Consider the following 26482-nt stretch of genomic DNA (forward strand, 5'->3'; position numbering starts at 1 on the left):
CTATAGTTTCCTCGGTACAGCATGCTCCAGTCCACCGAAGGGGATCACTTGTTTTTCAGCCGTCCGCGCTTGCGCCAGTCCCGCTGGCAACGTCTGTCGCACAGGGTGGCGACATGCGTGTTCGCCTCCCTGACGTTCGCCCTGATACTGCTGCCGGCGGCGGCGGCCGAAAAAGTCACCATCCAGCTCAAATGGCTGCACCAGTTCCAGTTCGCCGGCTATTACGCCGCCCAGGACCAGGGCTACTACCGCGACGCCGGCCTCGATGTCACGCTGCTGGAAGCCCGCCCCGGCGCCGATCCTTTGCAGACGGTGATGCAGGGCCAGGCCCAGTACGGCGTCGGCAACACCACACTGCTGCTGGCGCGCGGCCTCGGCCAGCCGGTGGTGGTGCTGGCGTCGGTGTTCCAGCATTCCGGCGCCACCCTGCTGCGGCGGATGGAAGCCGACGGCAAGCCGCGCGCCTGGCCCGGCACCCGCCTGATGCTGGCGCCGAACAATGAAGAGCTGACCGTCTTTCTGAAAAAATCCGGCGTGCGCATGGAGTCGCTGCTGCAGATCCCGCACAGCTACAACTTCGACGACCTGGCCGAGGGCCGGGTGGACGCCATGTCGGTCTACCAGACTGAAGCCCCGTATGTGCTGAACCGCCTCAACCTGCGCTACGAGCTGCTGTCGCCGCGCAGCGTGGGGCTGGATTTCTACGGCGACGTGCTGTACACCACCGAGAGCGAATTGCGCGAGCATCCGGCGCGCGCGCAGGCGCTGCGCGCGGCGACGCTGCGCGGCTGGGTCTACGCCATGCGCCATCCCGGCGAGATCGCCGACCTGATACGCGCCCGCTACCCGGAGCGCCACAGCCGCGAACACCTGATGGCTGAAGCGCAGGGCGTGGCCCAGTTGCTGGAGCAGCCGCTGATCGAACTCGGGTACAGCAACCCGGAACGCTGGCGCGCGCTGGCCCAGGCCTACGTCGCGCAAGGCATGTTGCCGGCCAATTTCAAGCTCGACGGCTTCCTGTACCAGCCGCCGGACGCCAATCCGTTGCTGCGCTATGGCGCCGCCTTGATCGGCGCGCTGCTGCTGCTCACCTCCTTCGGCTTCGCCTGGCGCCTGCGCGTGCAAGCCCGGGCGCTGCGCAGCGCGCGCGCGCAACTGGGCAACGCCGAACGCCTGGCCAGCCTGGCGCTGGAAGGGTCGGGCGAAGGCAGCTGGGAGTGGCGGCTCGACAGCGGCACGCTGGCGCTGTCGCCGCGCTACTGCCAGCTGCTGGGCTACAGTGCGGAGGAATTCCACCCGACGCTGGAAGAATGGCTGACGTATGTGCACCCGGACGACCGCCCGCGCATCGAGCGCGGCGTCCAGCTGCATCTGGCCAGCACCGGCGACGCCACCGGCCAGATCCGCAGCGAACACCGGCTGCGCACCAAAAGCGGCGACTGGAAGTGGGTGCTGGCGCGCGGCATGATCCTGCAGCGCGACGCCAGCGGCCTGCCGCTGCGCGCGGCCGGCACCATGGCCGATATCGGCGAGCGCGCGCTGGCCGAGGAACAGCGCATGTGGGCGGTGATCGACGCCACGCCCGGCGCGTTGCTGGTGGCCGACCGCAGCGGCAAGGTGCGCCACGCCAATCCGGCCTGCGCGCACAGCTTCGGCTACGAGGGCGACCTGGCCGGCCGCTCGCTCGAACAGCTGGCGCCGGAAGCCATGCGCAGCAATGGCCGCGTGCGCGAGCTGTTCGTGCGCGCCAACCTGCCGGGCCGCGTGCTGTGCGCCACGCGCGCCGACGGCAGCAGCTTCCCGGCCATGGTGCATCTGACGCCGGTGACGCTGGCCGGCCAGCCGCTGGTGATCGTGGCGCTGCGCGACATGACCCAGCGCCAGCGCGCCGAGGAAGCGCTGCAGGCCAGCTCCGAACGCTATCGCCAGATCGTGCAGACCGCCGCCGAAGGCATCTGGATGACCAACGCCGACGACCGCACCACCTTCGTCAATCCGACGCTGGCGCAGATGCTGGACTACGATATCGAGCAGATCATGGGCCGCGCCATGACCGACTTCATGGACGACAGCGGCCGCGCGCTGCTCAAGCAGCACCTGCAGCGGCGCCTGTCCGGCCAGGCCAGCCAGGGCGACGTCTGCTTCCAGCGGCGCGACGGCAGCATCGTCTGGTGCCTGCTGTCGACCACCGTGATGAACGCCGAGTCGGGACCCGGCGCCGGCCACTACGCCGGCATGCTGGCAATGCTGACCGACATCACCGCGCGCCGCCAGGCCGAAGACGCGCTGCACGATTCCAGCCAGCGGCTGGCGTCGATCTTCAACGCCGTCACCAATGGTCTGGCGATGATCGACGCCGGCGGCGCCATCATCGAACGCAACGCCGCTGCCGCGCGCCTGCTGGCGCACACGGCGGAACTGAGTCCGGGCGGCCTGTGGGCCGGCGTGCGCGAGGACGGCACGCCGTTCGACGCCAGCAGCCATCCGGTGCAACTGGCGCTGGCGCTCGGCATGCCGGTGCGCGACGTGGTGATGGGCCTGACGCAGCCGGACGGCAGCCGTTGCTGGCTGTCGGTCAACGTCGAGCCGATTCCGGACGACAGCGGCGCGGTACACCTGGTGGTGGCCAGCCTGACCGAGATCACCGACCGCAAACGCGGCGAGGACGCGCTGCGCGAGCTCAATGAACACCTGGAGGAACGGGTGGCGATGCGCACCCGCGAGCTGGATCAGGCGCGCATGGTGGCCGAGGAAGCCAGCCAGACCAAGGGCCAGTTCCTGGCCAATATGAGCCACGAGATCCGCACGCCGATGAACGGCGTGATCGGCATGGCCTACCTGGCGCTGAAGACCGAACTCGATCCGCGCCAGCGCGACTATCTGGAAAAGATCCGCTTCGCCGGCGAGCACCTGCTGGGCATCATCGACGACATCCTCGACATCTCCAAGATCGAAGCCGGCAAGCTGGAAATCGAGCAGGTCGACTTCGCGCTCGACCATGTCATACAAACGCTCAACACGGTGGTGGCGCCGAAGGCCGCCAGCCGCGAACTGGAACTGGTGTACGACCTCGATCCCACCTTGCCCCGGGTGCTGCGCGGCGACCCGCTGCGCCTGGGCCAGGTGCTGATCAACTACGCCAACAACGCCATCAAGTTCAGTGAAAAAGGCCGCATCGAGGTGCGCGTGCGGCAGGTGGTGGGCGACGTCCACGGCTGCCTGCTGCGCTTTGAAGTGAGCGACTGCGGCATCGGCCTGTCGGAAGCGGAAATCGGCAAGCTGTTCCAGTCGTTCCAGCAGGCCGACACCTCCACCACCCGCGAATACGGCGGCACCGGCCTCGGTCTGTCGATCTGCAAGCAGCTGGCGCAGCTGATGGGCGGCGAAGTGGGCGTGCACAGCCGCCCCGGCCAGGGCAGCACGTTCTGGTTCACCGCGCGCCTCGGCATCTCCAGCGCCGCGCTGCCGCAGCTGATCGACCGCGTCCAGGACGCCGCCGCCGAACTGCTGGCGTCGTCGCGCAGCGCGGCGGTGATGGCGGCGCTGAAGAACGCCCGCATCCTGCTGGTGGAGGACAACACCTTCAACCAGCAGATCGCGCTGGAGATGCTGGAGGAGGTCGGCTCCTCGGTATGCCTGGCCGCCAACGGCATGGAGGCGCTGGAACTGCTGCGCCAGGCCGCCTTCGACTGCGTGCTGATGGATGTGCAGATGCCGCTGATGGACGGCCTGGAAGCGACCCGCCGCATCCGCGCCGACCCGCGCCTGGCCGAGCTGCGGGTGCTGGCCATGACCGCCACCGCCACCAGCGAGGACCGGGTGCGCTGCATCGAGGCCGGCATGGACGATTTCATCTCCAAGCCGATCCAGCCGGCGCTGATGTACCAGACCATCGCCAACTGGCTGCCGGAGCGCGCCGGCGACACGCTGCGCGAGACGCCGCCGGCGCGGCCGCAACGGCCGGCCTTCACCACCACGCTGGGCGGCGACCCGGCGGTGATCGACCTGTCGATCCTGGCCAAGCTGCTGGGTTACCATCCGCACAAGGTGCGCAAGTTCGCCTTCAAGTTCCTGCACAACACCCAGGACGGCCTGACCCGGATGGAGGCGGCGCTGCGGCGCGGCGACCTGGGCGCGCTGCGCGACCTCGGCCACAAGCTGAAATCGCCGGCCCGCACCGTCGGCGCGCTCGGCATGGGCGAACTGCTGCTGCAGCTGGAACAGCTGCCGGCCGACCGCAGCGACGCCGACAACCAGCAGCAGGCCCAGGCGCTTCTGCAAAAACTGTGGCCGCTGCTGGAACAGATCACTGAACAGATCATGAACAACACCACCTTCGCCGACGATAATTGAACAGAATGTGGCGGGTTTTGACAAACCACCGCACATTTCTGAAAAATGGGTTATTATTTACGCCATCCCTGCCTGCCGACCTTGTTGCTATCCCCTCCGAGACATTGAAATCGCGCGAATGGCACCCATGTGCTGCCTATGGCAGCGTTTGAGGCCCGTCCCCAGGCGTTATTACTTACATCTACCTCGATTGAGGAAACTATGAGCGAAAATATCAAACACATTACCGATGCCTCCTTTGAAGCCGACGTGCTGAAGTCCGACCGTCCTGTGCTGGTCGACTTCTGGGCTGAATGGTGCGGTCCATGCAAGAGCATCGCCCCGATCCTGGAAGAAGTGGCCAAGGAATACGAAGGCAAGATCCAGATCACCAAGATGGACGTCGATTCGAACCAGCAGATCCCGAGCAAGTTCGGCGTGCGCGGCATCCCGACCCTGATCCTGTTCAAGAACGGCGTCGCCGCTGCGCAAAAAGTTGGCGCAATGGCAAAAGGTCAGCTGACCTCTTTCATCGACAGCAATATCTAAGTAATATAGTAAGATGTCGTTACGTTGTACCAGCGGCGCCGCGCCCGCGGCCGCCGCTGAATAATACGAGACACCCACGTAGTCCCCTCCCCTACCTTTACTTTCCCGTCACGGGATACTCAACAATATGCATCTATCTGAATTGAAGGCCTTACACGTTTCGGCGTTGTTGGAAATGGCCATCGGACTGGATATCGACAATGCGGCGCGTCTGCGCAAGCAAGAGTTGATGTTCGCCATCCTGAAAAAACGCGCCAAATCGGGCGAGCAGATCTTCGGCGACGGCGCCCTGGAAGTGCTGCCGGACGGCTTCGGCTTCCTGCGCTCGCCGGACGCCAGCTACATGGCGTCCACCGACGACATCTACATCTCGCCATCGCAGATCCGCCGCTTCAACCTGCACACCGGCGACTCGATCGAGGGCGAAGTGCGCACCCCGAAAGACGGCGAGCGCTATTTCGCGCTGGTCAAGGTCGACAAGGTCAACGGCGAATCGCCGGAAGCGTCGAAACACCGCATATTGTTTGAGAACCTGACGCCGCTGCACCCGAACGAACCGCTGCGCCTGGAACGGGACATCAACGGCACCGAAAACATCACCGGCCGCATCATCGACCTGATCGCGCCGATCGGCAAAGGCCAGCGCGGCCTGCTGGTGGCGTCGCCGAAGTCCGGTAAATCGGTCATGCTGCAGCACATCGCCCACGCGATCACCTCGAACCACCCGGACGTCACGCTGATCGTGCTGCTGATCGACGAACGCCCGGAGGAAGTGACCGAGATGCAGCGTTCGGTGCGCGGCGAAGTGGTCGCCTCGACCTTCGACGAACCGGCCACCCGCCACGTGCAGGTCGCCGAGATGGTGCTGGAAAAAGCCAAGCGCCTGGTCGAAATGAAAAAAGACGTGGTCATCCTGCTGGACTCGATCACCCGCCTGGCGCGCGCCTACAACACCGTGATCCCGGCCTCCGGCAAGGTGCTCACCGGTGGTGTCGACGCCAACGCGCTGCAACGTCCGAAACGCTTCTTCGGCGCCGCCCGCAACATCGAGGAAGGCGGTTCGCTGACCATCATCGCCACCGCGCTGATCGAAACCGGTTCGCGCATGGATGACGTGATCTACGAAGAATTCAAGGGTACCGGCAATATGGAGGTGCACCTGGAGCGCCGCCTGGCCGAGAAGCGCGTCTACCCGTCGATCAACCTGAACAAATCGGGCACCCGCCGCGAAGAGCTGCTGATCAAGCCGGACCAGCTGCAGAAGATCTGGATCCTGCGCAAGCTGCTGTACTCGATGGACGAGATCGAAGCGATGGAGTTCATCCTCGACAAGATGCGCGCCACGAAGAACAACACCGAGTTCTTCGACATGATGCGCCGCGGCGGCTAAACCCCGCCCGTCGTACCGGCGCAGGCCGGTACCCATACAGTCCTGGCCAAGCGGCGCAGCATGGATTCCGGCTTGCGCCGGAATGACGATAACAAACAGGCAACCTCGGTTGCCTGTTTGCGTTTACACCGGTATAATCGCCGATCGCATTATTTTTTAACCTGGCAAGTGAGCGGCAATCGGGTCACGAAGTGGTATCGACCGACGAAGTGCTGTTTGGCTACCTAACTATTGAGGCTCCCAATGAAAGCAGAAGGTCACCCAGAATACCGCGAAGTCGTTTTCCACGATCTGTCGTGCGACTTCAAATTCGTCACCCGTTCGACCATCAGCACCCGTGAAAAAACCGAATTCAACGGTAAAGAATACCCACTGGTGAAGATCGAGGTATCGGCCGAATCGCACCCGTTCTACACCGGTAAGCACAAAATCGTCGACACCGCTGGCCGCGTTGAGAAATTCCGCCAGAAGTTCGGTTCGGTCGGTTCGAAAACCGCTGTCGCAGCTGGTTAATCGCAGCCGGCATTCTTGCCGCTTCGATAAAAAAAGCAGCCTCGGGCTGCTTTTTTTGTTTATTGCCCTCATACTCCGGTTCTACTCTTAAAAACACACTGATCGATGAAGCCAGTTCGTCTTCCCGCTGCCGCTACTTTGGCCTTGCCGCGCTGGGCGCTGTTCGCCCTGGGCCTGTTGTACATCCTGCCTGGCCTGATCGGCCGCGACCCCTGGAAGAACGACGACGCCGCCAGTTTCGGCATCATGTGGACCATGGTGCACGGCAGCTGGCAGGACTGGCTGTGGCCGAATATCGCCGGCCTGTCGTGGCCGGATGAAGGCCCGCTGGCGTTCTGGCTCGGCGCGCTGGGCATGAAGCTGTTCGGCTGGCTGCTGGGCGACGTGCTGGCCGCGCGCGTGGGCACCATCGGCGCCTTCCTGGTCGGCGTGCTGTCGCTGTGGTACGCCACCTTCCACCTCGGCCGGCGCCAGGATGCGCAGCCGCTGCGGCTGGCCTTCGGCGGCCAGCCCGAGCCGGACGACTTCGGCCGCACGCTGGCCGACGCCGCCGTGCTGATCTACCTCGGCTGCCTCGGCCTGCTGCTGCACAGCCACGAAACCACGCCGGAAGCGCTGCAGGTGGCGCTGACCGCGCTGCTGCTGTACCGCACCGTGCGTTACGTGGAAAAACCGTCGCTGCGCAACGCCGCCCTCAGCGGCCTGGCGATCGGCCTGCTGACGCTGGCGCGCGGCTGGCTGACGCCGGTGTGCCTGATGCTGGCCCTGGTCGCCTGCACCCGTTTCCTGGCGCAGCCGGCGATCCGCGCCATGCGCGACCTTGGCGCCATGATCGCCGTCGGCGCCGCGGTGACCGCCATCTGGCTGCTGCCGGCGCAACTGCTGGCGCCGTATCACCAGCAGCCGCTGAACGCCTGGATGGCCTGGAACTGGCTGCAACTGGGCTGGCCCAGCTGGGCCTCGGTCAAATTCTTCTTCCGCGTCGGCGGCTGGTTCTTCTGGCCGGCCTGGCCGTTCGCCGCCTGGGCGGTGTGGGCCTGGCGGCGCCAGCGCGGCGTGCTGCACATCGTGGTGCCGCTGGCCTTCGTCGGCATGGGCGTGCTGCTGACGCTGTGCCATCCGCAACCGGAACAAGGCCAGCTGCTGGTGCTGCTGCCGCCGCTGGCCGTCATGGCCGCGTTCGGCCTGCTGACGGTCAAGCGCGGCGCCATCAACGCCATCGACTGGTTCTCGGTGATGGCGCTGACGCTGTGCGCGGCGGTGATCTGGATCTTCTGGTTCGCCAAGCTGACCGGCTGGCCGGAAAAGGCCGCCCGCAACGTGCTCAAGCTGGTGCCCGGCTTTACGCCCGAACTGGGCTGGGTCGCCTTCTTCGTCGCGCTGGCCGCCACGCTGGGCTGGTTTGTGCTGGTGTACTGGCGCATCTCGCGCCAGCCGGCGGTGCTGTGGCGCGCCGTGGTGCTGTCGTCGGGCGGCCTGATCCTGATCTGGATTCTGATGATGACGTTGTTCCTGCCGGATTTCAATTACGGCAAGAGCTACGCCGGCGTGGCCCGCCAGATCGCCGACAAGCTGCCGGCGGACACGCGCTGCATCGACACCAACGTCGGCGCCGCCCAGCGCGCGTCGTTCGCGTATTACGCCGAACTGCCGTTTGCCGGCGTCGAAGGCGGCCGCTGCAACCTGCTGCTGTTGCAAGATAGCATCAGAGTGCGCGACGACCGCGAGATCCAGGCGCAGTTCCGCGGCAAGCAGTGGGTGCTGCTATGGGAAGGCCGCCGGCCGGCCGACCGTGAAGAACGCTTCCGCCTGTATCGCCGCGCCGACTGATACAAACACGGTTGTCGCTGGCCGGGCATTGCTGGCGCGCATCGACCGCCAGTACGAGCACTGGAGCAAATAAACCGCAGCCAGCTTAGCGGCGCGCCATCATCAGGCCGTTGGCCGGGGCGTTGCGCGCCAGCGGCAGCTTCTGGAAGTCGCTGATCGACAGCGCTTCACCTTCCTCGTGGAAGTCGAAGCGGGCGCCGTTCTCGGTCACAAAGCTGGTTGGCGAGGTGGCGTAGATGCGCACCGGACGCCCTTTGTCGAGCGAGGCGTACAGCTTGGTCAGGCGGTTGTCGAAGGCGATACGTTGACCGTTTTGCAGCACATAGGTATTGCGGAATGTGCTGAATTCGTCAGGCTGCATCTGGTATTGCTGGGCACGCGCAGCGGACACGCTGACGGTGGTGTCGTCGGCATACGCGGCAGGCAGGGAAGACAGGGCAAGTGCGGCGACAACGCCAAGCAGGATGGTTTTCATGGTGAGCTCCGGTAAGTAAGATGAACTGCGGGAGTCACCGCTGGGGTTTGTTATTCAGCGGCGGACAGGAGCAGATTATCAAAGCCGTAAGCAAATATCCGACGAATGCGACGAGCGGTAAAAGCGCGGGCCCCAGATGTCAAAAGCCGGGGATAAACGGCACCCAGGCCGCCACTGTTGTGTGGTGCGGCTTTTTCTGCGGGCCATGTGATACAAACCGCGCCGGCCGGGCTATAGTGGCGCATTGAATCAGTTGCCCTACGGCAGCGAAATTTTCGATATCTTCCGGTTGCGCCCCCAGTCTGCGTACCGGTCACGGCGGCCCTGGCTGCTGCGCCCCATCCTCGCGCTCAGCCCCGGCATCATGCTCCCGATGGTGCATTATGTTCACTCTTTACAAACTTCAAACCGCGCTGCGCAAAACCACCGTCCGTGCCGCCTTGCTGGTCCTGACGCTCTCACTGGCCCTGCTGCTGGGCTTGCGGGCCGACGTGCCGCAGGATCCCAGCCCGATCCTGCGCACCCAGGACATTGCCCAGATCACGGCGCTGCCGGCCAAGCGCGCCCAGCTGGAATACCTGCTGATCGCCGCGCCGCAGTCGGACGCGCCGCGCTATGTGTTCAAGCTGAAAAACGACAACAAGCTGTACGTCGTCAAAGTGCCGGGCACCACCCACTTGAGCCTGGAGCGTGAGGTCCTGCTGCGCAACAACCTGCCCTACGCCATCGCCCGTGACGATTTCCTCGCCTCGCACAAGGCCGTAATGCAGGACGACGACGTCAGTCTGCTGGCGCGCGCCGGCGCCTTCGTGGTGCGCCACCTGGTGGACATCGTGCTGGTGGTGCTAGCGCTGTTCCTGCTGAAAAATGGCTTGCCGGGCATGGGCGTCAGCGCCACCGTGCTGACGCCGGACCAGTTGGGCGGCAGCATGGACGACCTGATCGGCATGGAAGACATCAAACAGGAAGTGCTGCACCTGGAAGACATGATACGCAACCGCGCCTTGTACAAAGAGCATGACATCGACAAGCCGTTCAACGTCATGCTGACCGGGCCGGCGGGCACCGGCAAGACCAAGCTGGCCGGCTACCTGGCCAAGAAGCTCGATATCCCGCTGATCCAGGCCTCGGCCTCGGCGCTGGAATCGGGCTACATCGGCGGCGGCTCCAAGGCGCTGCATGCGCTGCACCGCAAGGCCTGCGCGCGCGGCAAGTGCATCATCTTCCTCGACGAAGCGCAGGGCCTGTTCATGCCGCGCGGCCGCGGCGAAAAGAAATGGGAAGACGACACCGCCAACACCCTGCTGGGCCTGCTCGACGGCGTGCGCAGCGACAAGGGCGAAGGCGTGATCTGGGTGGTGGCCTCCAACTTCGACGACGCCTCGACCAGCATGGACGAAGCGATGCTGCGCCGCTTCTCGGTCAAGATCAACTTCCGCCTGCCGAACAAGACGGAACGGCGCGAACTGCTGCGCTCCTTCCTGGCGCGCAAGGCCAATGGCTGCGTCGACTGGGAAGACTTGAACCTGGACCACGTGGCCGAGATCACCGCCAACCTCAGTCCGGCGGTGCTGCAAACCGTGGTCGAGCGCGCCAGCATGCTGGCCATACAAGAGAAGTGCATCATCAACACCGACCTGATGTTCCGCGCCTTCGAACGCGCCACCATCGGCCTGACCGACCGCGCCACCACCGCCGAGAAAACCCGCCAGCGCGAACGGGTCGCCCTGCACGAGCTGGGCCACTTCTTCATGCAGATCGACCCGTGGCTGCGCCAGGGGCTGTCGCTGGCGGAAGTAAAAGAGCGCTCGCCGCTGCTGAAGATTTCCACCGAATCGGTGTCCAAGCTGGGGGCGCTGGGTTACGTGCTGTCGGCGTCGGACGACGTGGCGCTGCGCACGCTGGAAGAACTGGAACGCGACGTGATCCAGCTGTATGGCGGCGTGGCGGCGGAAGAACTGTTCTACGGCGCGCGCGGCATCTCGGTCGGCAGCCAGAACGACATCCAAAAAGCCACCTCGATGCTGGACCTGATGGTCAACAAACTGTCGATGTACTCGCGCTCGAAGATCGACCACAGCCACTTCAAAGACCACGAGACCGACCTCGGCCAGGTGGAAGCCAAAGCCGACGAGCTCTACAGCTACACGCTGACCGCGATCGCCGATTACCGCGACCAGATCACTGAACTGAAAGGCGTCCTGATGGACCAATACGTGCTGTCGAAAGACGCCATCTTCGCGCTGCTGGAGCAGCAGCAACATGCAACGACTCACAAGGAGGCACTATGCTGACCGGTCACCACATCCTGCAGCGCACTCAGCAGCAAGGCGCGCGTCGTCTGCAAACCTATCTGCTGCTGAAATTAACGCAGCGCCAGCAACCAGCGTCACGGAGTGAGCAGACGGAAATAAAACGATAGCGCTTGCGGCGCGAGCAGGGCCAGGATCACCCACTGCAGAACCTCGACACGCCGCAGCCGCACATCCATTTTCTCGACCTTGTTCTCCAGCGCTTCAATGCGCCGCTCAAGTGCCTCCACCCGTTTTTCAAGCGCTTCAACGCGTCTCTCCAGCGCCTCCACCCGCTTCTCCAGAGCCTCCACCCTGGCAGTGAGCGCATTCACACGCTCCTCCAGCACAGCGACCTTGACGATCAGCATCGCCACGTCCTTGCGCAGATCCCGCAGCTGCTCGCTATGACTGTCGATCAAGCCGTCATGCTTATCCTTGACGAGTCTCTTCAGCTCATCAACCTCTTCCTCCAGCGCCTCCACCCGTGCGACCAGTTCCATGGCAGCCTCCATGCGTGAGGCTTCCATTATCCGCCCCTGCCAGCCACGTCCCGCTTGATCTACCTCACACCTTCATCGGCAAAATCACCATCTGCAAACCCTCCAGATGCAGGCGGCGCTGGGCGGCCAATGCCGCCTGATTGTGCAGCAGCCGCGTGAACCAGTTATCGGAAGCGAAGATCAGCTTGCTGGTGAAGAAAATCGAATGCGGAAACTCGTGGCTGATCTCCTCGCACATGCGGGTCACCTCATCCACCGCATCGGTGCCAAAGCCCAGATACGACGACGCCGCCATGCCATGGCTGTGACAAAAGTCGACAAAGAACTCCAGCGTCTTCTCCGCCTCCACGCGCATCTGCTCCAGCGCGCCCTCGCCGCCGTAAGCCTGGTAATCCACCGTGCGCGCATTGACGAACAAAAAATTCTTGAAATGATTCGGGAACATCCGCAGCACCCACAGCAACGCATGCAAACCGCCGCCCCGTGAATTCCCTACAATGAACACGGCCGTCTGCTCCTCCGGATTCGGCTCCACCGGCTCGGTATTCGGCCCGAACGGCTGCGACGCAAACACCTCGTCCACCGAATGAATCGCCTGCTTGGTCTGACGATAATGGTTGCGGATATAAATGCACAACGCCGCAATCGCCGCGATGATCAGCGCCGTCACCCAGCCCCCTTCGGCAAAGCGCTCCACCAGCAGCACCGCCAGAATCCCCGCGCAAATCACAAAGCCCAGCGCCGACAGCAACCAGCGCCGCTTCCAGTGCGTGCCCTTGTTGCGATTGCGCGACCAGTACAGCACCAGCCCGAACAGCGAAATGGCAAACGTCAAAAACACCGAAATCGAATACAGCACCACCAGCAAAGTCACGCTACCGCCGGTGCCCCATACAATCGCCAGCGCCGCCACGCCCATCACCAGGATACCGTTCTGCGTAACCAGCCGCGTCGACAGGTAGCGGAACTTGTGCGGCACCCACGAGTCGGCCGCCATATTCGACAGCACCGACGGCCCGCCGAGGAAACCGGTATTGGCCGCCACAAACAGCAGGCCGGCCTCGAACGCCAGCACGATCACCAGCAGGATTTGATTGACCACCTCGCCGCCCAAACCCATGCTGGCGATGATGGTCTTGAAGGTTGACGCATTCAGCGTCTCGCCCGGCACCGGTTGCGCGCCCCACAGCAGATATAGCAGGATGATCCCGCCCGCCGTGAACGCCAGCGACAAGGCCATGTAAATCATCGTGACCTTGCCGGTGCGCACGCGCGGCTCGGCCAGCAGATTGACGTTGTTGGACACCGCCTCCAGCCCCGTGTAGGTACCGCCGCCCTGCGAATACGCCAGCAACAGCATGCCCGCCACGCCGGCCCAGCCGATATGACTGGCCAGGTCGGTGGTCTCCGCCATCGTGCTGGGAATCAGCTCCGGCAAATGCGAGGCGTGCGCACAAATCCCGTACACGATCAGCACCAGGTGCGTGACCACAAAGCCGAGGAAGATCGGCAGCAGAATCTGGATCGCCTCCTTCAGCCCGCGCAGATTCATCACAATCAGCAGTCCGATGAAAAACACCTCGGCCCACAGCTTGTACGGCTGAAAGCCCAGCGGCAGAAACGACGCCAGCGCATCCACGCCGGAGGCGATGGAAATCGCAATCGTCAGCACATAATCGAGGATCAGCGCGCAGCCGGAGATCAGGCCCATGTAGGGCCCCACCAGCTTGGTGGAAACGCGGTAGCCGCCGCCGCCAGTCGGGAACAGTTCGATCACCTGGTTGTAGGCCAGCGCGATGACGAACACCGTCACCGCCGTGGCGATCGCCATGTACAGGCCGAGATGCGTATGCCCGCCGAGCGCGCGGAAGGTTTCCTCGGGACCATAGGCCGAGGACGACAAGCCATCCGCCCCGAGGCCGACCCAGGCCAAAAAAGCCACCAGTGCCATGGAGTGGCGGGTCTCGCTCTTCAGCGGATCGAGCGGCTTGCCCAGGATCATTTCGCGAATCTTATTATTTTTCATGCGTCTCGGCGCCGGCGGGACCGGCAAAGTCTGGCGGTAGGCGCGATGATACCCGCTTCGGACGGCAGGAAACTTATTGAAATATAAAAATTACGGAGCAGGGTTGCGGTGGGGTTGCAAATCGGTGATAATGCGGGTCGCATTGCTACACACCTGCCTCGGTGGTGGAATTGGTAGACGCAGCGGACTCAAAATCCGCCGCCGCAAGGCGTGCCGGTTCGATTCCGGCCCGGGGCACCAGAACATTGAAAGCCGCATGTCTTTTCGGACTATGCGGCTTTTTTGTTTCCGGCTTTACTTGCATTGAATCTTTATTGCATGCTGCCCCGCCTTAGCGCCTTTTCGGTAAGTGAACCTGCACTCTTGGACTTCATCCGGCAGGCGGCGAGACAGGGTGATCTGATTGCGCTCGCCATATGCGCATTGCAACCACTTCCCTTCGGGGAATGCGCCGTCCAGCGCATAGGTGTATGACCACTCGTTCTTCGTGCGCGCCTCCTTGAAGTCCGCTAGATCCCCCTTCAGTTCAGGTGGTCCATACATCGGTGCAGCCGCATGCAAATACAGCGGTGACGCAACATACGGCACCCAGTCGTCCGGTACCTCGGTAACCTCCACAGAGGCGCTGGGAATCAGTTCGGGACACTCCAGCGATTGCAGTGGCGCAGCTTTGAGCATGATTGGTAAGGCGAGTAATACAAGCGGTACTGGATACACCCATGTTTTGGTAAGCATACTCACTCCCATCACTCGATAACGTAAAACGCATCGGCGTTATCGCTTGCACGAATGTAAACTCCGCTTTTCGTTTTGCCTCGGCACGGAATGAACCTGGATGATACCTCGGTCTTTTTCTCATGCTTCCATTGATCCATAATCCAGATGCCATTCGGGCCATACCGGAGGAAGAAGGCAGCGTGATTGCCGTGATTCCTACTGGGATATCGCCCATTCACAAAGGTCGCAATAGCGGTTCCTTTTTTAAGCGTGGTAGCGTCAACGGCATGCTCTCCTTGTCGCCAAGCGGACGATGCAGGCACTTTCGCGTAGTGCTGGATGAGCGCCACGCATTGATGCGTTCCAACGAGCTCTGTCCCCTCCAGTTCCTCGACTTTCGTATAGATATACGGCACTTTGAGCCTCCTTGCTAAGGTAGTGAAAGATCTTTCACTCTAACCAAGGCTCTTTGGCCGCATATTGAAGCGCGACAAGCATCCGCACCATCCACCTATGCAATTCCTGCACAGCCGTTGACGAGCTTGAACGGATTATCAGCAGCCGAGGTTTGACTTACCCTGCTCCCATTGATCACTCGGGAAGCACAGAGGCAACCATGCAAGCCATTATCTTTGACAAATTCGGCGCCGCCGACGTCCTGCAAATCGGCGAAGCGCCGGAGCCGGTGCTGCGTCCCAACGACCTGCTGGTGCGCACCCGCGCCGCCGGCGTCAATCGCGCCGACCTGACGCACCGGCGCGGCGGCTACGGCTGGCCGGACTTCGGCGACTCCACCATCATGGGGCTGGAAATCGCCGGCGAAGTCATCGCCGTGGGCGAGAATGTGGAAGGCTATGCGGTGGGCGACCGCGTGATGGGCATTGTCGGCGGCGGCGCCTATGCCGAGGTGGCGCGCATCGATTACCGCATGGCGATGCCGATTCCCGATGGCCTGGACTATGTGCACGCTGCCGCCATTACCGAGGTATTCGTCACCGCGCATGAGGCGCTGATCCATCTCGGTAAGCTGCAACCCGGCGAGACGGTGTTGATTCATGCCGGCGCTGGCGGCGTGGGCGGCGCGGCGGTGCAGCTGGCGCATGCCACCGGCGCGACGGTGTTCGCCACTGCGCAGGCCAGCGCGCATGAACTTGTGCGCCGCCTCGGCGCCGATCATCCTATCGATTATGTGAACGAAGATTTCGCCGAGGTGGTGGATCGGCTGACCGAGCAGCGTGGCGTTGACCTGATCCTCGACTTTATCGGCGCGCCTTATTTTGAGCGCAATGTGAATTCGTTGGCGTTCGGCGGCCGGCTGATACAGATCGGCATCATGGGCGGTATCGAGAACGCCAGCATACCACTGGACCGCCTGCTGTACCGCCATCTGCAAATCATCGGCACGGTGATGAAGTCGCGCACACAAGAGGTTAAACATGCCATGTCGCGCCGCTTCAAGGAGCGTTGGCTGGCGCACTTCGTCAAAGATGGTTTGACGCCTGTGATCGACAGTGTCTATCCGCTGGCGCAGGCCGGGGCCGCGCAGCAGCGCATGGAGGATGGCCTCAATGTCGGCAAGATTGTGTTGACTATGTAGCCACGGGCAGTAACATCTGCTTACGCAGGATACACTTTCCAGGTCAGCCATCGTCGCCGGCTCTCCGTTATATGAACAAGCGCCACTCATGGCGATCTTCAGGAGAGAAAAAATGGAACATACCGCACGCACCCGCATTCATCCGATGATGGCTTTCGCCGCCGGCTCGGTGGCCTTGGTTAGCCTGGTAGGCGCAGCGTCCATCGCCGGTCTGCTGCCAACTTCGCACGCGACGAATGCGCCGAACGATGCGCCGATTCCCATCGCGGCAGTAGCGCCTGCACCGGTTGCGGCGCCAGTGCAAACCGTCGCTCCCGCACCTGAGCCACGCCGCGTGGTAGAACATAAAACCATTGTTCATCATACCTATGCGCCGCAACAGGTTGCACAAGCTCCCGCCCCTGCCCCAGTGGCGCAGAACAGTGTGGTCGGCATGGGTCTCGGCGCGGTCGTCGGTGGCTTGCTGGGTAACCAGGTAGGCAGCGGCAATGGCCGCAAGCTGGCGACCATCGCTGGCGCGATCGGCGGCGGTTACGCCGGTAACGAAATCGCCAAGCGCAATCAGCAGCAGTAAAAAAAATGGCCCGGTGCTCACCGGGCCATTGCATCATTTGGCTGGATGCTTAGGATTCCACAGCTTGATGCTGGACTTCTTCTCGTAGCCTTTGCCGTTGGGGTAGCCCACCAGCTCCATCTCCGAGCCCCACGGCGACAGGAAGTGCACCCAGGTTTCGCCTTCGGTGTCGCCGCTGGTCATGGTCATCGGTTCGCCCAGCACCGTGATGCCTTGCGATTTCAGGTAAGCCACGCCGGCTTTCACGTCGTTGGTATAAAAGGCGATGTGCGAGGCGCCGATGTCTTCGCTCTTCGGCATGACGCTGGCGCCGGCCGGGTTCTTGTACTCAAACAGCTCGATGTTGGCGCCGGCGCCACAGCGGACCATCGCCAGCGTCAGGCTCTCGGCGCGCGGCGTCATCGGGAACGGGCCGATATGCGTCACCGCTTCACAGCCGAAGGTGGTGGCCAAAAAAGCCTCGGCCTGTTTCAGGTCCGGCACGTTGATACCGACATGGTCGATACCCGCCGTCTTGATGCCGGCTGCCTGCGCGGCGCCGCCCAGGTTCAATACGATGGCGGCAAATACCGCAGCTACAAGTTTCATGATGCGCTTTCTTTATTGTTTGTCGATGAAGACGCGCAGACTCGCAAGCTTGCCGTCCTTGATGGTGAAGATGTCTTCACCGTGGACCTGGTTGGGATTATCCTTCGGCCCATAGCCCCAGGTAACCCGCCCTAAGCCATGGTTCCAGGCGACCGGCGCCGGCGTGAAGACGAAGCCGGGATGATCCGCCTGCACCCGTTCCAGCAGCCGGCGGATGTCGGCATAGCCGGTGGCCAGGCCGCCGTAGTCCGCCACCAGCACGTCGGCCGTGTAGACCTGCGGCAGCTTGGCATCCCAATGCGCGGCGTTGCGATCGTTCCAGATGTCGAAGTGGCGGTTGATAGCCTGCTGCGCAACCGCCACCTCGTCCGTCGCCTGCGCCTGGGCCAGCGATGCGATCAGCATGGCCCCGATAGCGATGAACTTTTTCATGCTTATACCTGTACCATGCCGCCGTCGACAAACAGCTCGATGCCGTTGACGTAGCTGGCCGCGTCGGAGGCCAGGAAGGCGACGGCCTTGCCAATTTCTTCCGGCTCGCCCAGACGTGCCAGTGGCACTTGCGACGCCAGGAAGTCAAACAGGCCTTGACGCGCTTCGTCCGGCACCAGGCCACCCAGGCCAGGCGTGCGGATCGGACCAGGGCTGACGACGTTGACGCGGATGCGGCGTTCTTTCAAATCCATCACCCAAGAACGGGCCAGGTTGCGCACGGCGGCCTTGCTGGCGCTGTAGACGCTGAAAGCGGCCGTGCCCTGGATCGAGGTGGTGGAACCGGTCAGGATCACCGAGCCGCCATCCACCAGCAGCGGCAGCGCTTTCTGCACGGTGAACAGCACGCCGCGCACATTGGTGCCGAAGATGCGGTCGAAGTGTTCTTCGGTGATGGCGCCGAGCGGCATCATGTCGCCGCCGCCGGCGTTGGCGAACAGGATGTCCAGTTTGCCGGCGCTCTTGGCGATCTGGGCGTACACGCCATCCAGGTCGGTCAGCGACGAGGCGTCGGCGCGGATGCCGGTGGCGGCGGCGCCGATGACGGCGACGGCGGCATCCAGCTCCGCCTGGCGACGGCCGGTGATGAAGACGCGCGCGCCTTGTGCCGCCAGTTCCTGCGCGGTGGCCAGGCCGATACCGGTAGTGCCGCCGGTGACCAGTGCGATTTTGCCGTTGAGTTGCTTGTTCATGATTTGCTCCGTTAAGTAAGTTGCGATGGGTGAACTTTAACGCCGCCCGATTTATAGATAAACCGTGTAAAATTAAAATCACTATCCATGGACGGGAATAATCAATGAACCAGCTACTGGCGATACGCGCGTTTGCGCGGGTGGTGGAGGCAGGCAGTTTTACCAAGGCGGCGGATTCGCTGGACATGCCCAACGCCACGCTGAGCAAGCTGGTGCAGGAGCTGGAGGCGCATCTGGCCGTGCGCCTGCTGCAGCGGACCACGCGCCGGGTAACGGTTACGCCGGAGGGCCAGCTGTACTACGAAAAGACCAGTCTTATCCTGCGCAACCTGGAAGATGTCGACACCTCGTTCAATGTCGCCCGCAGCAAGCCGCGCGGGCATTTGCGGGTGGACGTCGGCGGTTCGACCGCGTCCGACGTGCTGATCCCGGCGCTGCCGGATTTCATGGCGCGCTATCCGGATATCCGCATCGACCTGGGCGTGTCGGACCGCGCGGTGGACATGGTCAGCGATAACGTCGACTGCGTGATCCGCGGCGGCGCGCTCGATAATTCAACGCTGGTGGCGCGGCCGCTGGGACAGGCGCAGATGGTCACCTGCGCCACGCCGGAATACCTGAAGCAGTACGGCGTGCCGGCCTATCCCGATGAGCTGAAGAACGGCCACCGGCTGGTGGCCTACGTGCTGGCGCAGAGCGGCCGCGCGATGCCGTTCCGGTTTTTGCGCGATGGCGAAAAGAGCGAAATCAAGATCGAACACCGCGTCGGCGTCAACGAGAGCAATGGCCACATGGCGGCCGGGCTGGCGGGGCTGGGCATCATCCAGACCTTCGCCTATGCGGCGCGGCCGGCGCTAACGGATGGCACGCTGGTGGAGATCCTCCAGCCGTGGCGGCCGGCGCCCTACCCGTTCCACGTGGTCTATCCGCAGAACCGCCACGTGCCGCACCGCCTGCGCGTATTCATCGACTGGCTGGTCGAGACGCTGCCCAACCACCTGTGACGCAGACGCCTCAGACCATGCTCGGACGATTGGGCGAGTAGATAAAGCCAGGCACCAGGTAGCGCATCGCCATGGCGTCGTCGCGGGCGGTGGTGGCGACTTTTTTGTACAGCTCATGCGCGGCCTGGATGCGGTCCAGGTCCGGCTCGATGCCCAGGCCCGGCTTCTGCGGCACCTGCACTGCGCCGCCAACGATTTGCAGCGGCTCACGCGTCAGCCGCTCCTGACCTTCCTGCCAGATCCAGTGCGTGTCGATCGCCGTGATGTTGCCCGGCGCGGCGGCGGCTGCGTGGGTAAACATTGCCAGCGACACGTCGAAGTGGTTGTTGGAGTGCGAGCCCCACGTCAGCCCCCACTGTTCGCACAGCTGCGCCAGGCGCACCGATCCCTGCATGGTCCAGAAGTGCGGATCGGCCAGCGGAATATCCACGGCGCCCAGCAGGTGCGAGTGCGCCATCTGGCGCCAGTCGGTGGCGACCATGTTGGTGGCGGTCGGGATGCCGGTGGCGCGGCGGAATTCGGCCATGATCTCGCGGCCAGAATAACCGTTCTCCGGCCCGCATGGGTCTTCCGCATAGGCCAGGATGTGGCCCTGCCCCTTGCACAGGTCAATCGCCTCCTTCAATGACCAGGCGCCGTTCGGGTCCAGCGTCACGCGCGCATCCGGATAGCGCTTCTTGATCGCGGTGACGGCTTCCATTTCTTCCGCGCCGCGCATCACGCCGCCCTTCAGCTTGAAATCCTTGAAGCCGTATTTGTCCACCGTGGCCTCGGCCAGTTCGACGATCTGAGCCGGCGTCATCGCTTCCTGATGGCGGCGCGCATACCAGCCGCTGGCGCCGTCGCCGCTCAGGTAAGGCAGGTCGGTGCGGGCACGGTCGCCGATGTAGAACAGGTAGGCCAGCATCGGCACGCTGTCGCGCTGCTGGCCGGAGCCGAGCAGCTCGCATACCGGCACGCCCAAGTGCTGACCCAGCAAATCGAGCAGCGCCGCTTCCACCGCCGTCACCACGTTATCCAGACGCAGATTGATTTCGTGCGGCTGCTTCAGCACCGCCGCCTCGGCGTCCGACGTCACCTGATGATGGCCGCCGATGGCGGTGCGGATCGCGTTCAGCGTGCGGTTGTAGCGGCCGATCTGCGTGCCCACCACCAGCGGCACCGAACGCTCCAGCGCCGCCAGGATGCCGGCGCCGCCCGGCACCTCGCCAATGCCGGTATGGCCGGCGCTATCGGTCAGCAGCACCAGGTTGCGCGTGAAGTAAGGCGCGTGCGCGCCGCACAGGTTCAGCAGCATGCTGTCGTAGCCCGCCACGGGAATGACCTGCATGGCGGTGATGACTGGGCTGGTGGATTTATCCATATTCTCTACTCCAAATAAGTTCGGTTCAGCGATAGCGGTACAGCTTTACGCGCTGTATCGTAAACGCATCGCCCGGTAAGCCAATGTGGCGGCCCTGGTGCGTCTCGTCGCCGTTCAGCCAGCGGCCTTTGCTGTCCAGGCCCGCGATGGCTTGTTCGATGCCGACCTGCGCGCCGTCCGCGCTGCCGAAAACAATCGTCAGGCCTTTGCCTGCCACGATAAATTCATCCTCGCCGGTCTGGATCACCAGCCCGCCGCGCGTCTGCACCTCGGTTGGCGTCAGTTTTTCCCACGGCGCGTTAAAGCTGACCTGCAAGGTGTAGCCGCCCATGCGCACCTGCTGCGGCGCGATGTCCACCTCGCCTTCGTACGACAACGGCGCCTTGAAGCCGCGCACCTTGCCGCTGCCCTGATAGCGATTGATCGTCGGCGCCAGCTGCTTCAGCACGCGATATGCTTGCGGCAGCGACGACTTGCCGTCCTTGATATCGTCGATGGCAAACGGCGAGAAGCCGAAGGCGTCATGCTCGCCGATGGCGTAGAAGGCGTCGGCGCCGGCATCGGGCCGCTCGGCGTGATTGGCTTCGGGGATGAACAGCGGATTGTCCGGGCGCTTGAACTGCCTGGCCCAGTGGATAAAATTGGGGAAGTAGGTGTCGATGGCGATGACGTCCACCGACGGAGCACCCGGCTTCCACACATCAAACAGATGCGGCAACGGACCGGCGCTCGGATATTCGCCGGGACGCTTGCCCGGCCGGTTCAGCGCCACGTTCACATACATCGGCAGCGGATAGACCGCCTTGCCGGCCGCCGTCAGCGCTTCGACAAACTGCGCGTAGTGCCAGGCCTGGAAAATCTCTTCGGTCTCGATGGTGTCACCGAATACCTCGGCCCAGGTGCCGCTGGCGCGGGCGCCGCGCGTTTCCCATGCGGCTTTCAACGCCGGCTGCAAGCTGTCCTTGTGCGCGGCCATATACGCGGTGAGCGCGGCTGGCACCGGCGCGCGCCATGCGGCATTGGCGGCGGCGCTGTAGTCGCGCACTTCCGGCAGCATGCCGATTTCATTCTCGACCTGGATCATCAGCACGGTGTGCTGGGTGTCGGCCTGCTTCAGGTGCGCCAGCAGCGCGCGGAAGGCGGCCGTATCGGCGGCCAGCGTGGCCGGCGCAAACGGCGTCAGGATCTCCTGCGCCACGCCGGCGCGGGTGCGCGCACGCGGGAAGCGCTGCGTGTCGGTCTTCACCCACGCCGGCGCATAGGTCGACATGGAATTCTTCCATGCGCCAAACCACAGCAGCACCAGCCGCGTGTCGTGCGCGCGCGCCTGTTTTAGCAGGCCGTCCAACACCGTGAAATCAAAGCGTCCTTCGACCGGCTCGATCTGGTCCCACTCGACCGGCGCCAGCACGGTATTCAGTTCGGCCGCCTTCAGTGTCGGCCACAGGGTATTCAGGTATTCCAGGCTGGAGGCGGACGAATTATGCAGCTCGCCGCCCAGCAGCAAAAACGGTTGGTCGTTGACCATCAGCTGCGTGGCGCTGCCCTGCTTGCGCAGATGCGGCGGCGTGGCGGCGTGCGCCGCAGTCAGCGCGCAGCCCAGCAGCGCGGCCAGCACCAGACAGGTAGCACGCAATCGGCGTGTCGAGACAATCATGACATTCCTTAAAAAAAACCGCCCCCGAAGGGGCGGGCAAAAAGGGCCCCGCTGGAGAACCAAGGGCCCAGACGATTAAAACTTGGCGCGCAAACCCAGCGAGTAGGTGCGGCCTGGCGAGTACTGCGTAAAGTTGGCGTTACTGAACTGGAAGTAGCCACGGCGCGAATCGTTGTTCAGGTTGACGATGTCGAAGCTCAGCGTCGGCCAGTTTTCCTTGTCGAACACTTCGCCCAGGTCGATGCTCGACGAGAAGTCCAGCTGCTTGTAGTTATCCGAGAACAGCGCGGCATTGGTGATGCCGTTCTGGTTCGCGGTGGCGGTCTGGCTGCCTTTCGAGAAAGTATGCGACAGGCGCGCCGTGTAACCGTGGTTGTCGTAGTAGACCGAGAAGTTGTTGGTGCGGTTAGGGACGCCCAGCGCCACGAAACCGGCGCCGCCTTCGCCATCACCGCGCTGGGTGATGAAGGTGGCCGTCTCGTTGATGCCGAAGCCGCGGATTGGCAGGATCTTGTCGAGCGGTTGCACCCAGCCCAGTTCCAGGCCGCGGATTTTCAGTTCACCCGACGCGTTGCGGGCCTGTGTCATCACCACGGTGGCCACGTTAGGACCGCCGCGCGAATCGATCGCCTGCTGCTGGTTCGGGATCAGCGTGTTGTAGTTGATGCCGTAGGCCGCCAGCGCGCTGAATGGCAGCGTGATGTTCTGGTTGATGGTGAAGCCGTCCACCTTCTTCTGGAACACGGTCAGGCTGACGTAGCCTTCGCGGCCGGTGTACCAGTCGATGCCCAGGTCGATGTTATCCGACAGGTAGGGTTTCAGCGCCGGGTTGCCGATGGTGCCGGTGTCGGCCGACACGCCGGAGAAGTTTACACCCGGACGCAGGGCGTTCGGATCGGCGCGCGTCATGCTGCGCGACAGCGCGGCGCGGGCGATCACGTCGCTGCGCAGGTTGACCGCCAGCGTCCCCGATGGCAGCGTGTTGTTGTAGGTGGTGTCCTGATACACCCACTGGTCGACGTTCGGATACTTGCTGCCATTGAGCGTCAGGTCGGCGTTGCGCGGATCGGTGGCGGAGTTGAGCGAACCGACCGACTGGCGGGTGCGCACATAACGCACGCCGGCGTTGTAGCGGGTCGGGAAGCCGGCCAGCTCGAACTTGCCGTTGGCTTCCATATACAGGCCGGTGGTCTTCTCGCCGATGTAGCCGGCGCTGGCGCCGGTCGAGGAGGCGCCGCTGGATGGTGCAGTGTTGTAGTACTGCTGGTAGTTGGAATCCTTGGCGAAGCGGGTCCAGTCGACGACCGGACGGCCATACGGGCCGGGGACGATGTAGCTGGCCAGCGCGGTCTGCGGAATCAGCGAGCCGCCGTAGGTCAGCGGCGTGGTGGCGCCGGCGGTGTAACCGGTGCCGTAGCCTGGATACAGCGCGGCGGCGCTGGCGCCCGGGGTCGAGGCGCCGTTGCAGGTCGGCGCGCCGTTCGGGCCTTGCAGGAACACGCTAGGATTGTTGCCGCACACCGCCGCTTGCCAAGCCGCCGAGTTGTCGGAGGCGCTGATGCGGCGGGTGATATCGTCGTAGGCGATGCCGCCCTTCAGGTTGAACTTGTCGTCGCCCCAGGTCAGGTCGCTGTGGAAGCCCTTGGTTTCGGTCTTGCGGAACTCGTTCTGGATATTGACGCGGCCGGTGTTCCACACATAGCTGTTCGGGTTGTTCAGGTCGGTGCTGGCGACCACCGACGGGATGCCGCCGTTGTTATTGTTGTAGGTCACCGTGTTGCCGCTGTTGGGCGCGGTGATCAGGTAGACCGTCGGCGCTTCGTGGCTGAAGTTACTGCGGGTGTAGTTGACCTGCGCGTCCAGTTTCAGGCGCGGCGTGAGCTTCCATTCCATGCCCGGATTCAGGCCCAGCAGGCTGACCTGGTCGCGGCGGTAGCCATGCTCGAAGAAGTTCTGGGTGTTGGCGAAGGTGCCGCCAGTGACGGTGCAGCCGTCGCTGCAATCGCTTTTATCGACCGTCATGTTCAGCGGGATCATGCTGCCGTTGCGGACCGACCAGTCGTAGTCCATGCGCGTCATCTTGTCGTCGCGCTTGCTATACATGGTGTCCAGGTAGAAGTGCAGGTTTTCGGTCGGACGGTATTCGGCGGCGAAGATCGCCGAGCCTTTGTCCTTGGTGCCGAAATAGTCCATGGTTCGGCCCAGGCGCGGCAGGATGGCGTTGTCGATCTGCTGGATGGTCAGGCCCGGATTGTGCGCGAGCAGCCAGGCCTGGTCGATCACCTGGCCGGTCACCAGGCCGTTGCCGGCGCCAACCGGCACCGTGGCGGGAATGGTGAAGTTGCCGCCGCCGGTGTTGTTGCGGTTGGCGGCCGGATTCTGCGCGGCCGACAGATTGGCGTTGGTATAGCCGACGGTTTCCCAGCCGGTGGTGTGGATCTGCTGGCGCGACAGCGTCACGCCGCCCAGGATACCCCAGTCGCCGAAGGTCTGGCTGGCCAGGAAGGCGCCGCGGCCGCCGGTCTTGTCGGCGATCTGCTGCTTGGTGGCGGTGATGCTGGCGGAAATGGTGCGGCCTTCCTTGTCGAACGGCCGCGCGCTGCGCAGGTTGACCACGCCGGCGGCGCCGCCTTCGATCATCTCGGCGGTCGGACTCTTGCTGACGGTCAGCTTAGTGAACAGGTCGGTCGGCAACAGGTCGAGGTCGACCTCGCGGTTGGTGTTGGCGCCGTCGATTGGGCCGGACGAGGCCACCGCGATCGGCGCGCCGTTCAGCAGGATCTTGGTGAAGCTGGAACCGAGGCCGCGAATCTGGATGGTGGAACCTTCGCCGGTGATGTCGCGCGAGACGCCGACGCCGGGAATACGGCTCAGCGATTCGGCGATGTTCTTGTCAGGGAATTTACCGAAGTCTTCGGCGTTGATCGAGTCCTGGAAGCCGACGGCTTCCTTCTTGTCTTTGGCGGACGACAGCAGCGAATTGCGGTAGCCGTTGACCTGCACCACGGTCATCGGCGCGTCGTCCTTGGGGGCCGGCGGGGCGGCTGGCGTGACTTCCTGGGCATATGATTGCGCAATCAAACCTGCCATGACGGTGAGGCCGAACGCCATCTGCCGGCCGGAATGGCGAACTTTTTGTTGTTTCAATAGCATTTTACAGTCTCCTTCGGTAATTTACCGTGGTTATTGTTATAAACGTCACAACCTATAGTGAAAATGGTTGCGCGATCATTTGAGTGTAAAAGCTAAGAAAAGTCGCTGTCAACAAAAATAATAACTGAAATGTTATACGCTACCATTTCGTAACAAAAAGCAATCTTCGGCATGGCGCGCACAGAGGGGCGGGGCATAAAACCGGATTAAAATACGAGTGTGGCGAGATAGACACGCCCGCCGGCGGCGCTCATCAGCCGCATACTTTTGCGATATATCAAACGCTGCTCAGGCCGCGTTTTTAAGATAGATGCTCACCTTGCGGAGGGAGCCATGGCCATTCTTTTCGATAATCACCAATACGCAAAGCGCTTGCAGGATGCTGGGATGCCGCCGGCGCTGGCCGACATTCACGCCGAAAGCACCGGCGAAATCATGAACGAGCTGAGTGCGCTCAATACGAAAATCGATCACTACGCAGCAGAAACCAACGCCAAGATCGATATGGTTCAATTTAAACTCGATGCAAAAATCGATCACGTCGATACAAGAATCAACGGCAAGATCGATCAGGTCGATATCAAGATCAACGGCAGGATCGATCAGGTCGAAGCCCGGCTGGAGGCAAAAATCGCCGATAGCCGGGCTGAGTTAATCCGCTGGGTGGTTGGCGTCGGAATCCTGCAATCCTCGCTGTTGTCTGCCCTGCTGCTCAAGATGATTTCTGGGTGAGCCA

21 protein-coding genes and 1 tRNA gene are annotated in these 26482 nt (G+C 63.1%); 11 read left to right on the top strand and 11 right to left on the bottom strand.

The window, feature by feature from the left end; all coding sequences use genetic code 11:
- Window positions 1-117: 117 nt before the first annotated feature.
- The 5 genes from GTP55_RS07440 to GTP55_RS07460 all read left to right on the top strand — a co-directional run bounded on the left by GTP55_RS07440 (window position 118) and on the right by GTP55_RS07460 (window position 8614).
- Window positions 118-4353, top strand: coding sequence for a PAS domain S-box protein (locus GTP55_RS07440; RefSeq protein ID WP_371868302.1), 4236 nt, complete (start codon window positions 118-120; stop codon window positions 4351-4353).
- Window positions 4354-4554: 201 nt separating this feature from the next.
- Window positions 4555-4881 carry a thioredoxin TrxA gene (gene trxA, locus GTP55_RS07445; protein WP_161044319.1) on the top strand — a complete coding sequence of 109 codons (327 nt, stop codon included), beginning with the start codon at window positions 4555-4557 and terminating at the stop codon, window positions 4879-4881.
- A 127-nt stretch (window positions 4882-5008) separates the two neighbouring features.
- Window positions 5009-6271: a transcription termination factor Rho gene (gene rho, locus GTP55_RS07450; RefSeq protein ID WP_110845290.1), complete on the top strand. Its 1263-nt coding sequence runs from the start codon at window positions 5009-5011 to the stop codon at window positions 6269-6271.
- A gap of 243 nt (window positions 6272-6514) precedes the next feature.
- Window positions 6515-6784: a type B 50S ribosomal protein L31 gene (locus tag GTP55_RS07455; RefSeq protein WP_161044320.1), complete on the top strand. Its 270-nt coding sequence runs from the start codon at window positions 6515-6517 to the stop codon at window positions 6782-6784.
- A gap of 105 nt (window positions 6785-6889) precedes the next feature.
- Window positions 6890-8614, top strand: a complete 1725-nt coding sequence (locus tag GTP55_RS07460) for an ArnT family glycosyltransferase (RefSeq protein WP_161044321.1) — start codon at window positions 6890-6892, stop codon at window positions 8612-8614.
- An 85-nt stretch (window positions 8615-8699) separates the two neighbouring features.
- On the opposite strand, the gene GTP55_RS07465 is transcribed toward GTP55_RS07460, so the two are convergent.
- Complete coding sequence (locus GTP55_RS07465; RefSeq protein ID WP_161044322.1) at window positions 8700-9089, bottom strand: gel scht; 390 nt, start codon at window positions 9087-9089, stop codon at window positions 8700-8702.
- Window positions 9090-9472: 383 nt separating this feature from the next.
- Between GTP55_RS07465 and GTP55_RS07470 the strand changes: the two genes are divergently transcribed.
- On the top strand, window positions 9473-11383 hold the full coding sequence (locus GTP55_RS07470) for an AAA family ATPase (protein ID WP_161044323.1): 1911 nt from the start codon (window positions 9473-9475) through the stop codon (window positions 11381-11383).
- 95 nt (window positions 11384-11478) lie between these two features.
- On the opposite strand, the gene GTP55_RS07475 is transcribed toward GTP55_RS07470, so the two are convergent.
- Window positions 11479-11883, bottom strand: coding sequence for a hypothetical protein (locus tag GTP55_RS07475; protein WP_161044324.1), 405 nt, complete (start codon window positions 11881-11883; stop codon window positions 11479-11481).
- A 64-nt stretch (window positions 11884-11947) separates the two neighbouring features.
- Window positions 11948-13909, bottom strand: coding sequence for an amino acid permease (locus GTP55_RS07480; protein WP_161044325.1), 1962 nt, complete (start codon window positions 13907-13909; stop codon window positions 11948-11950).
- A 155-nt stretch (window positions 13910-14064) separates the two neighbouring features.
- Between GTP55_RS07480 and GTP55_RS07485 the strand changes: the two genes are divergently transcribed.
- Window positions 14065-14149 (top strand) — tRNA-Leu (locus tag GTP55_RS07485).
- 54 nt (window positions 14150-14203) lie between these two features.
- Here the strand turns inward: GTP55_RS07485 and GTP55_RS07490 are convergent.
- A complete protein-coding gene (locus tag GTP55_RS07490) occupies window positions 14204-14644 on the bottom strand; it encodes an STY0301 family protein (protein WP_161044326.1) in 441 nt (146 codons plus the stop codon).
- Window positions 14645-14655: 11 nt separating this feature from the next.
- The gene (locus tag GTP55_RS07495; RefSeq protein WP_161044327.1) at window positions 14656-15042 is read right to left on the bottom strand and encodes a BPSL0067 family protein; all 387 of its coding nucleotides are present in this window, start codon (window positions 15040-15042) and stop codon (window positions 14656-14658) included.
- Between the two features lie 200 nt (window positions 15043-15242).
- On the opposite strand from GTP55_RS07495, the gene GTP55_RS07500 reads away from it, so the two are divergent.
- Entirely contained in the window at window positions 15243-16223 is a 981-nt protein-coding gene (locus tag GTP55_RS07500) for an NAD(P)H-quinone oxidoreductase (RefSeq protein ID WP_161044328.1), read from the top strand.
- Between the two features lie 112 nt (window positions 16224-16335).
- Window positions 16336-16797 carry a glycine zipper 2TM domain-containing protein gene (locus GTP55_RS07505; protein WP_161044329.1) on the top strand — a complete coding sequence of 154 codons (462 nt, stop codon included), beginning with the start codon at window positions 16336-16338 and terminating at the stop codon, window positions 16795-16797.
- A 33-nt stretch (window positions 16798-16830) separates the two neighbouring features.
- Here the strand turns inward: GTP55_RS07505 and GTP55_RS07510 are convergent, their stop codons facing one another.
- Genes GTP55_RS07510 through GTP55_RS07520 form a run of 3 tightly spaced genes read right to left on the bottom strand, consistent with a single transcriptional unit; the run spans window position 16831 to window position 18569 of the window.
- The gene (locus tag GTP55_RS07510) at window positions 16831-17385 is read right to left on the bottom strand and encodes a VOC family protein (protein ID WP_161044330.1); all 555 of its coding nucleotides are present in this window, start codon (window positions 17383-17385) and stop codon (window positions 16831-16833) included.
- A gap of 12 nt (window positions 17386-17397) precedes the next feature.
- Window positions 17398-17817, bottom strand: a complete 420-nt coding sequence (locus tag GTP55_RS07515) for a nuclear transport factor 2 family protein (RefSeq protein WP_154360959.1) — start codon at window positions 17815-17817, stop codon at window positions 17398-17400.
- 2 nt (window positions 17818-17819) lie between these two features.
- Window positions 17820-18569: an SDR family NAD(P)-dependent oxidoreductase gene (locus tag GTP55_RS07520; protein ID WP_161044331.1), complete on the bottom strand. Its 750-nt coding sequence runs from the start codon at window positions 18567-18569 to the stop codon at window positions 17820-17822.
- A gap of 104 nt (window positions 18570-18673) precedes the next feature.
- On the opposite strand from GTP55_RS07520, the gene GTP55_RS07525 reads away from it, so the two are divergent.
- Window positions 18674-19573, top strand: coding sequence for a LysR family transcriptional regulator (locus GTP55_RS07525; RefSeq protein ID WP_161044332.1), 900 nt, complete (start codon window positions 18674-18676; stop codon window positions 19571-19573).
- A 10-nt stretch (window positions 19574-19583) separates the two neighbouring features.
- Here the strand turns inward: GTP55_RS07525 and GTP55_RS07530 are convergent, their stop codons facing one another.
- The 3 genes from GTP55_RS07530 to GTP55_RS07540 all read right to left on the bottom strand — a co-directional run bounded on the left by GTP55_RS07530 (window position 19584) and on the right by GTP55_RS07540 (window position 25746).
- Window positions 19584-20936 carry an enolase C-terminal domain-like protein gene (locus GTP55_RS07530; RefSeq protein ID WP_161044333.1) on the bottom strand — a complete coding sequence of 451 codons (1353 nt, stop codon included), beginning with the start codon at window positions 20934-20936 and terminating at the stop codon, window positions 19584-19586.
- Between the two features lie 25 nt (window positions 20937-20961).
- The gene (locus GTP55_RS07535; protein WP_161044334.1) at window positions 20962-22593 is read right to left on the bottom strand and encodes a GH35 family beta-galactosidase; all 1632 of its coding nucleotides are present in this window, start codon (window positions 22591-22593) and stop codon (window positions 20962-20964) included.
- Between the two features lie 75 nt (window positions 22594-22668).
- Entirely contained in the window at window positions 22669-25746 is a 3078-nt protein-coding gene (locus tag GTP55_RS07540) for a TonB-dependent receptor (RefSeq protein WP_161044335.1), read from the bottom strand.
- Between the two features lie 333 nt (window positions 25747-26079).
- Here GTP55_RS07540 and GTP55_RS07545 point away from each other — a divergent pair, with 333 nt between their 5' ends.
- Entirely contained in the window at window positions 26080-26478 is a 399-nt protein-coding gene (locus GTP55_RS07545) for a hypothetical protein (protein WP_161044336.1), read from the top strand.
- Window positions 26479-26482: the final 4 nt, after the last annotated feature.

The organism is Duganella margarita, assembly GCF_009857535.1.
GTDB classification, from domain to species: Bacteria; Pseudomonadota; Gammaproteobacteria; order Burkholderiales; family Burkholderiaceae_D; genus Rugamonas; species Rugamonas margarita.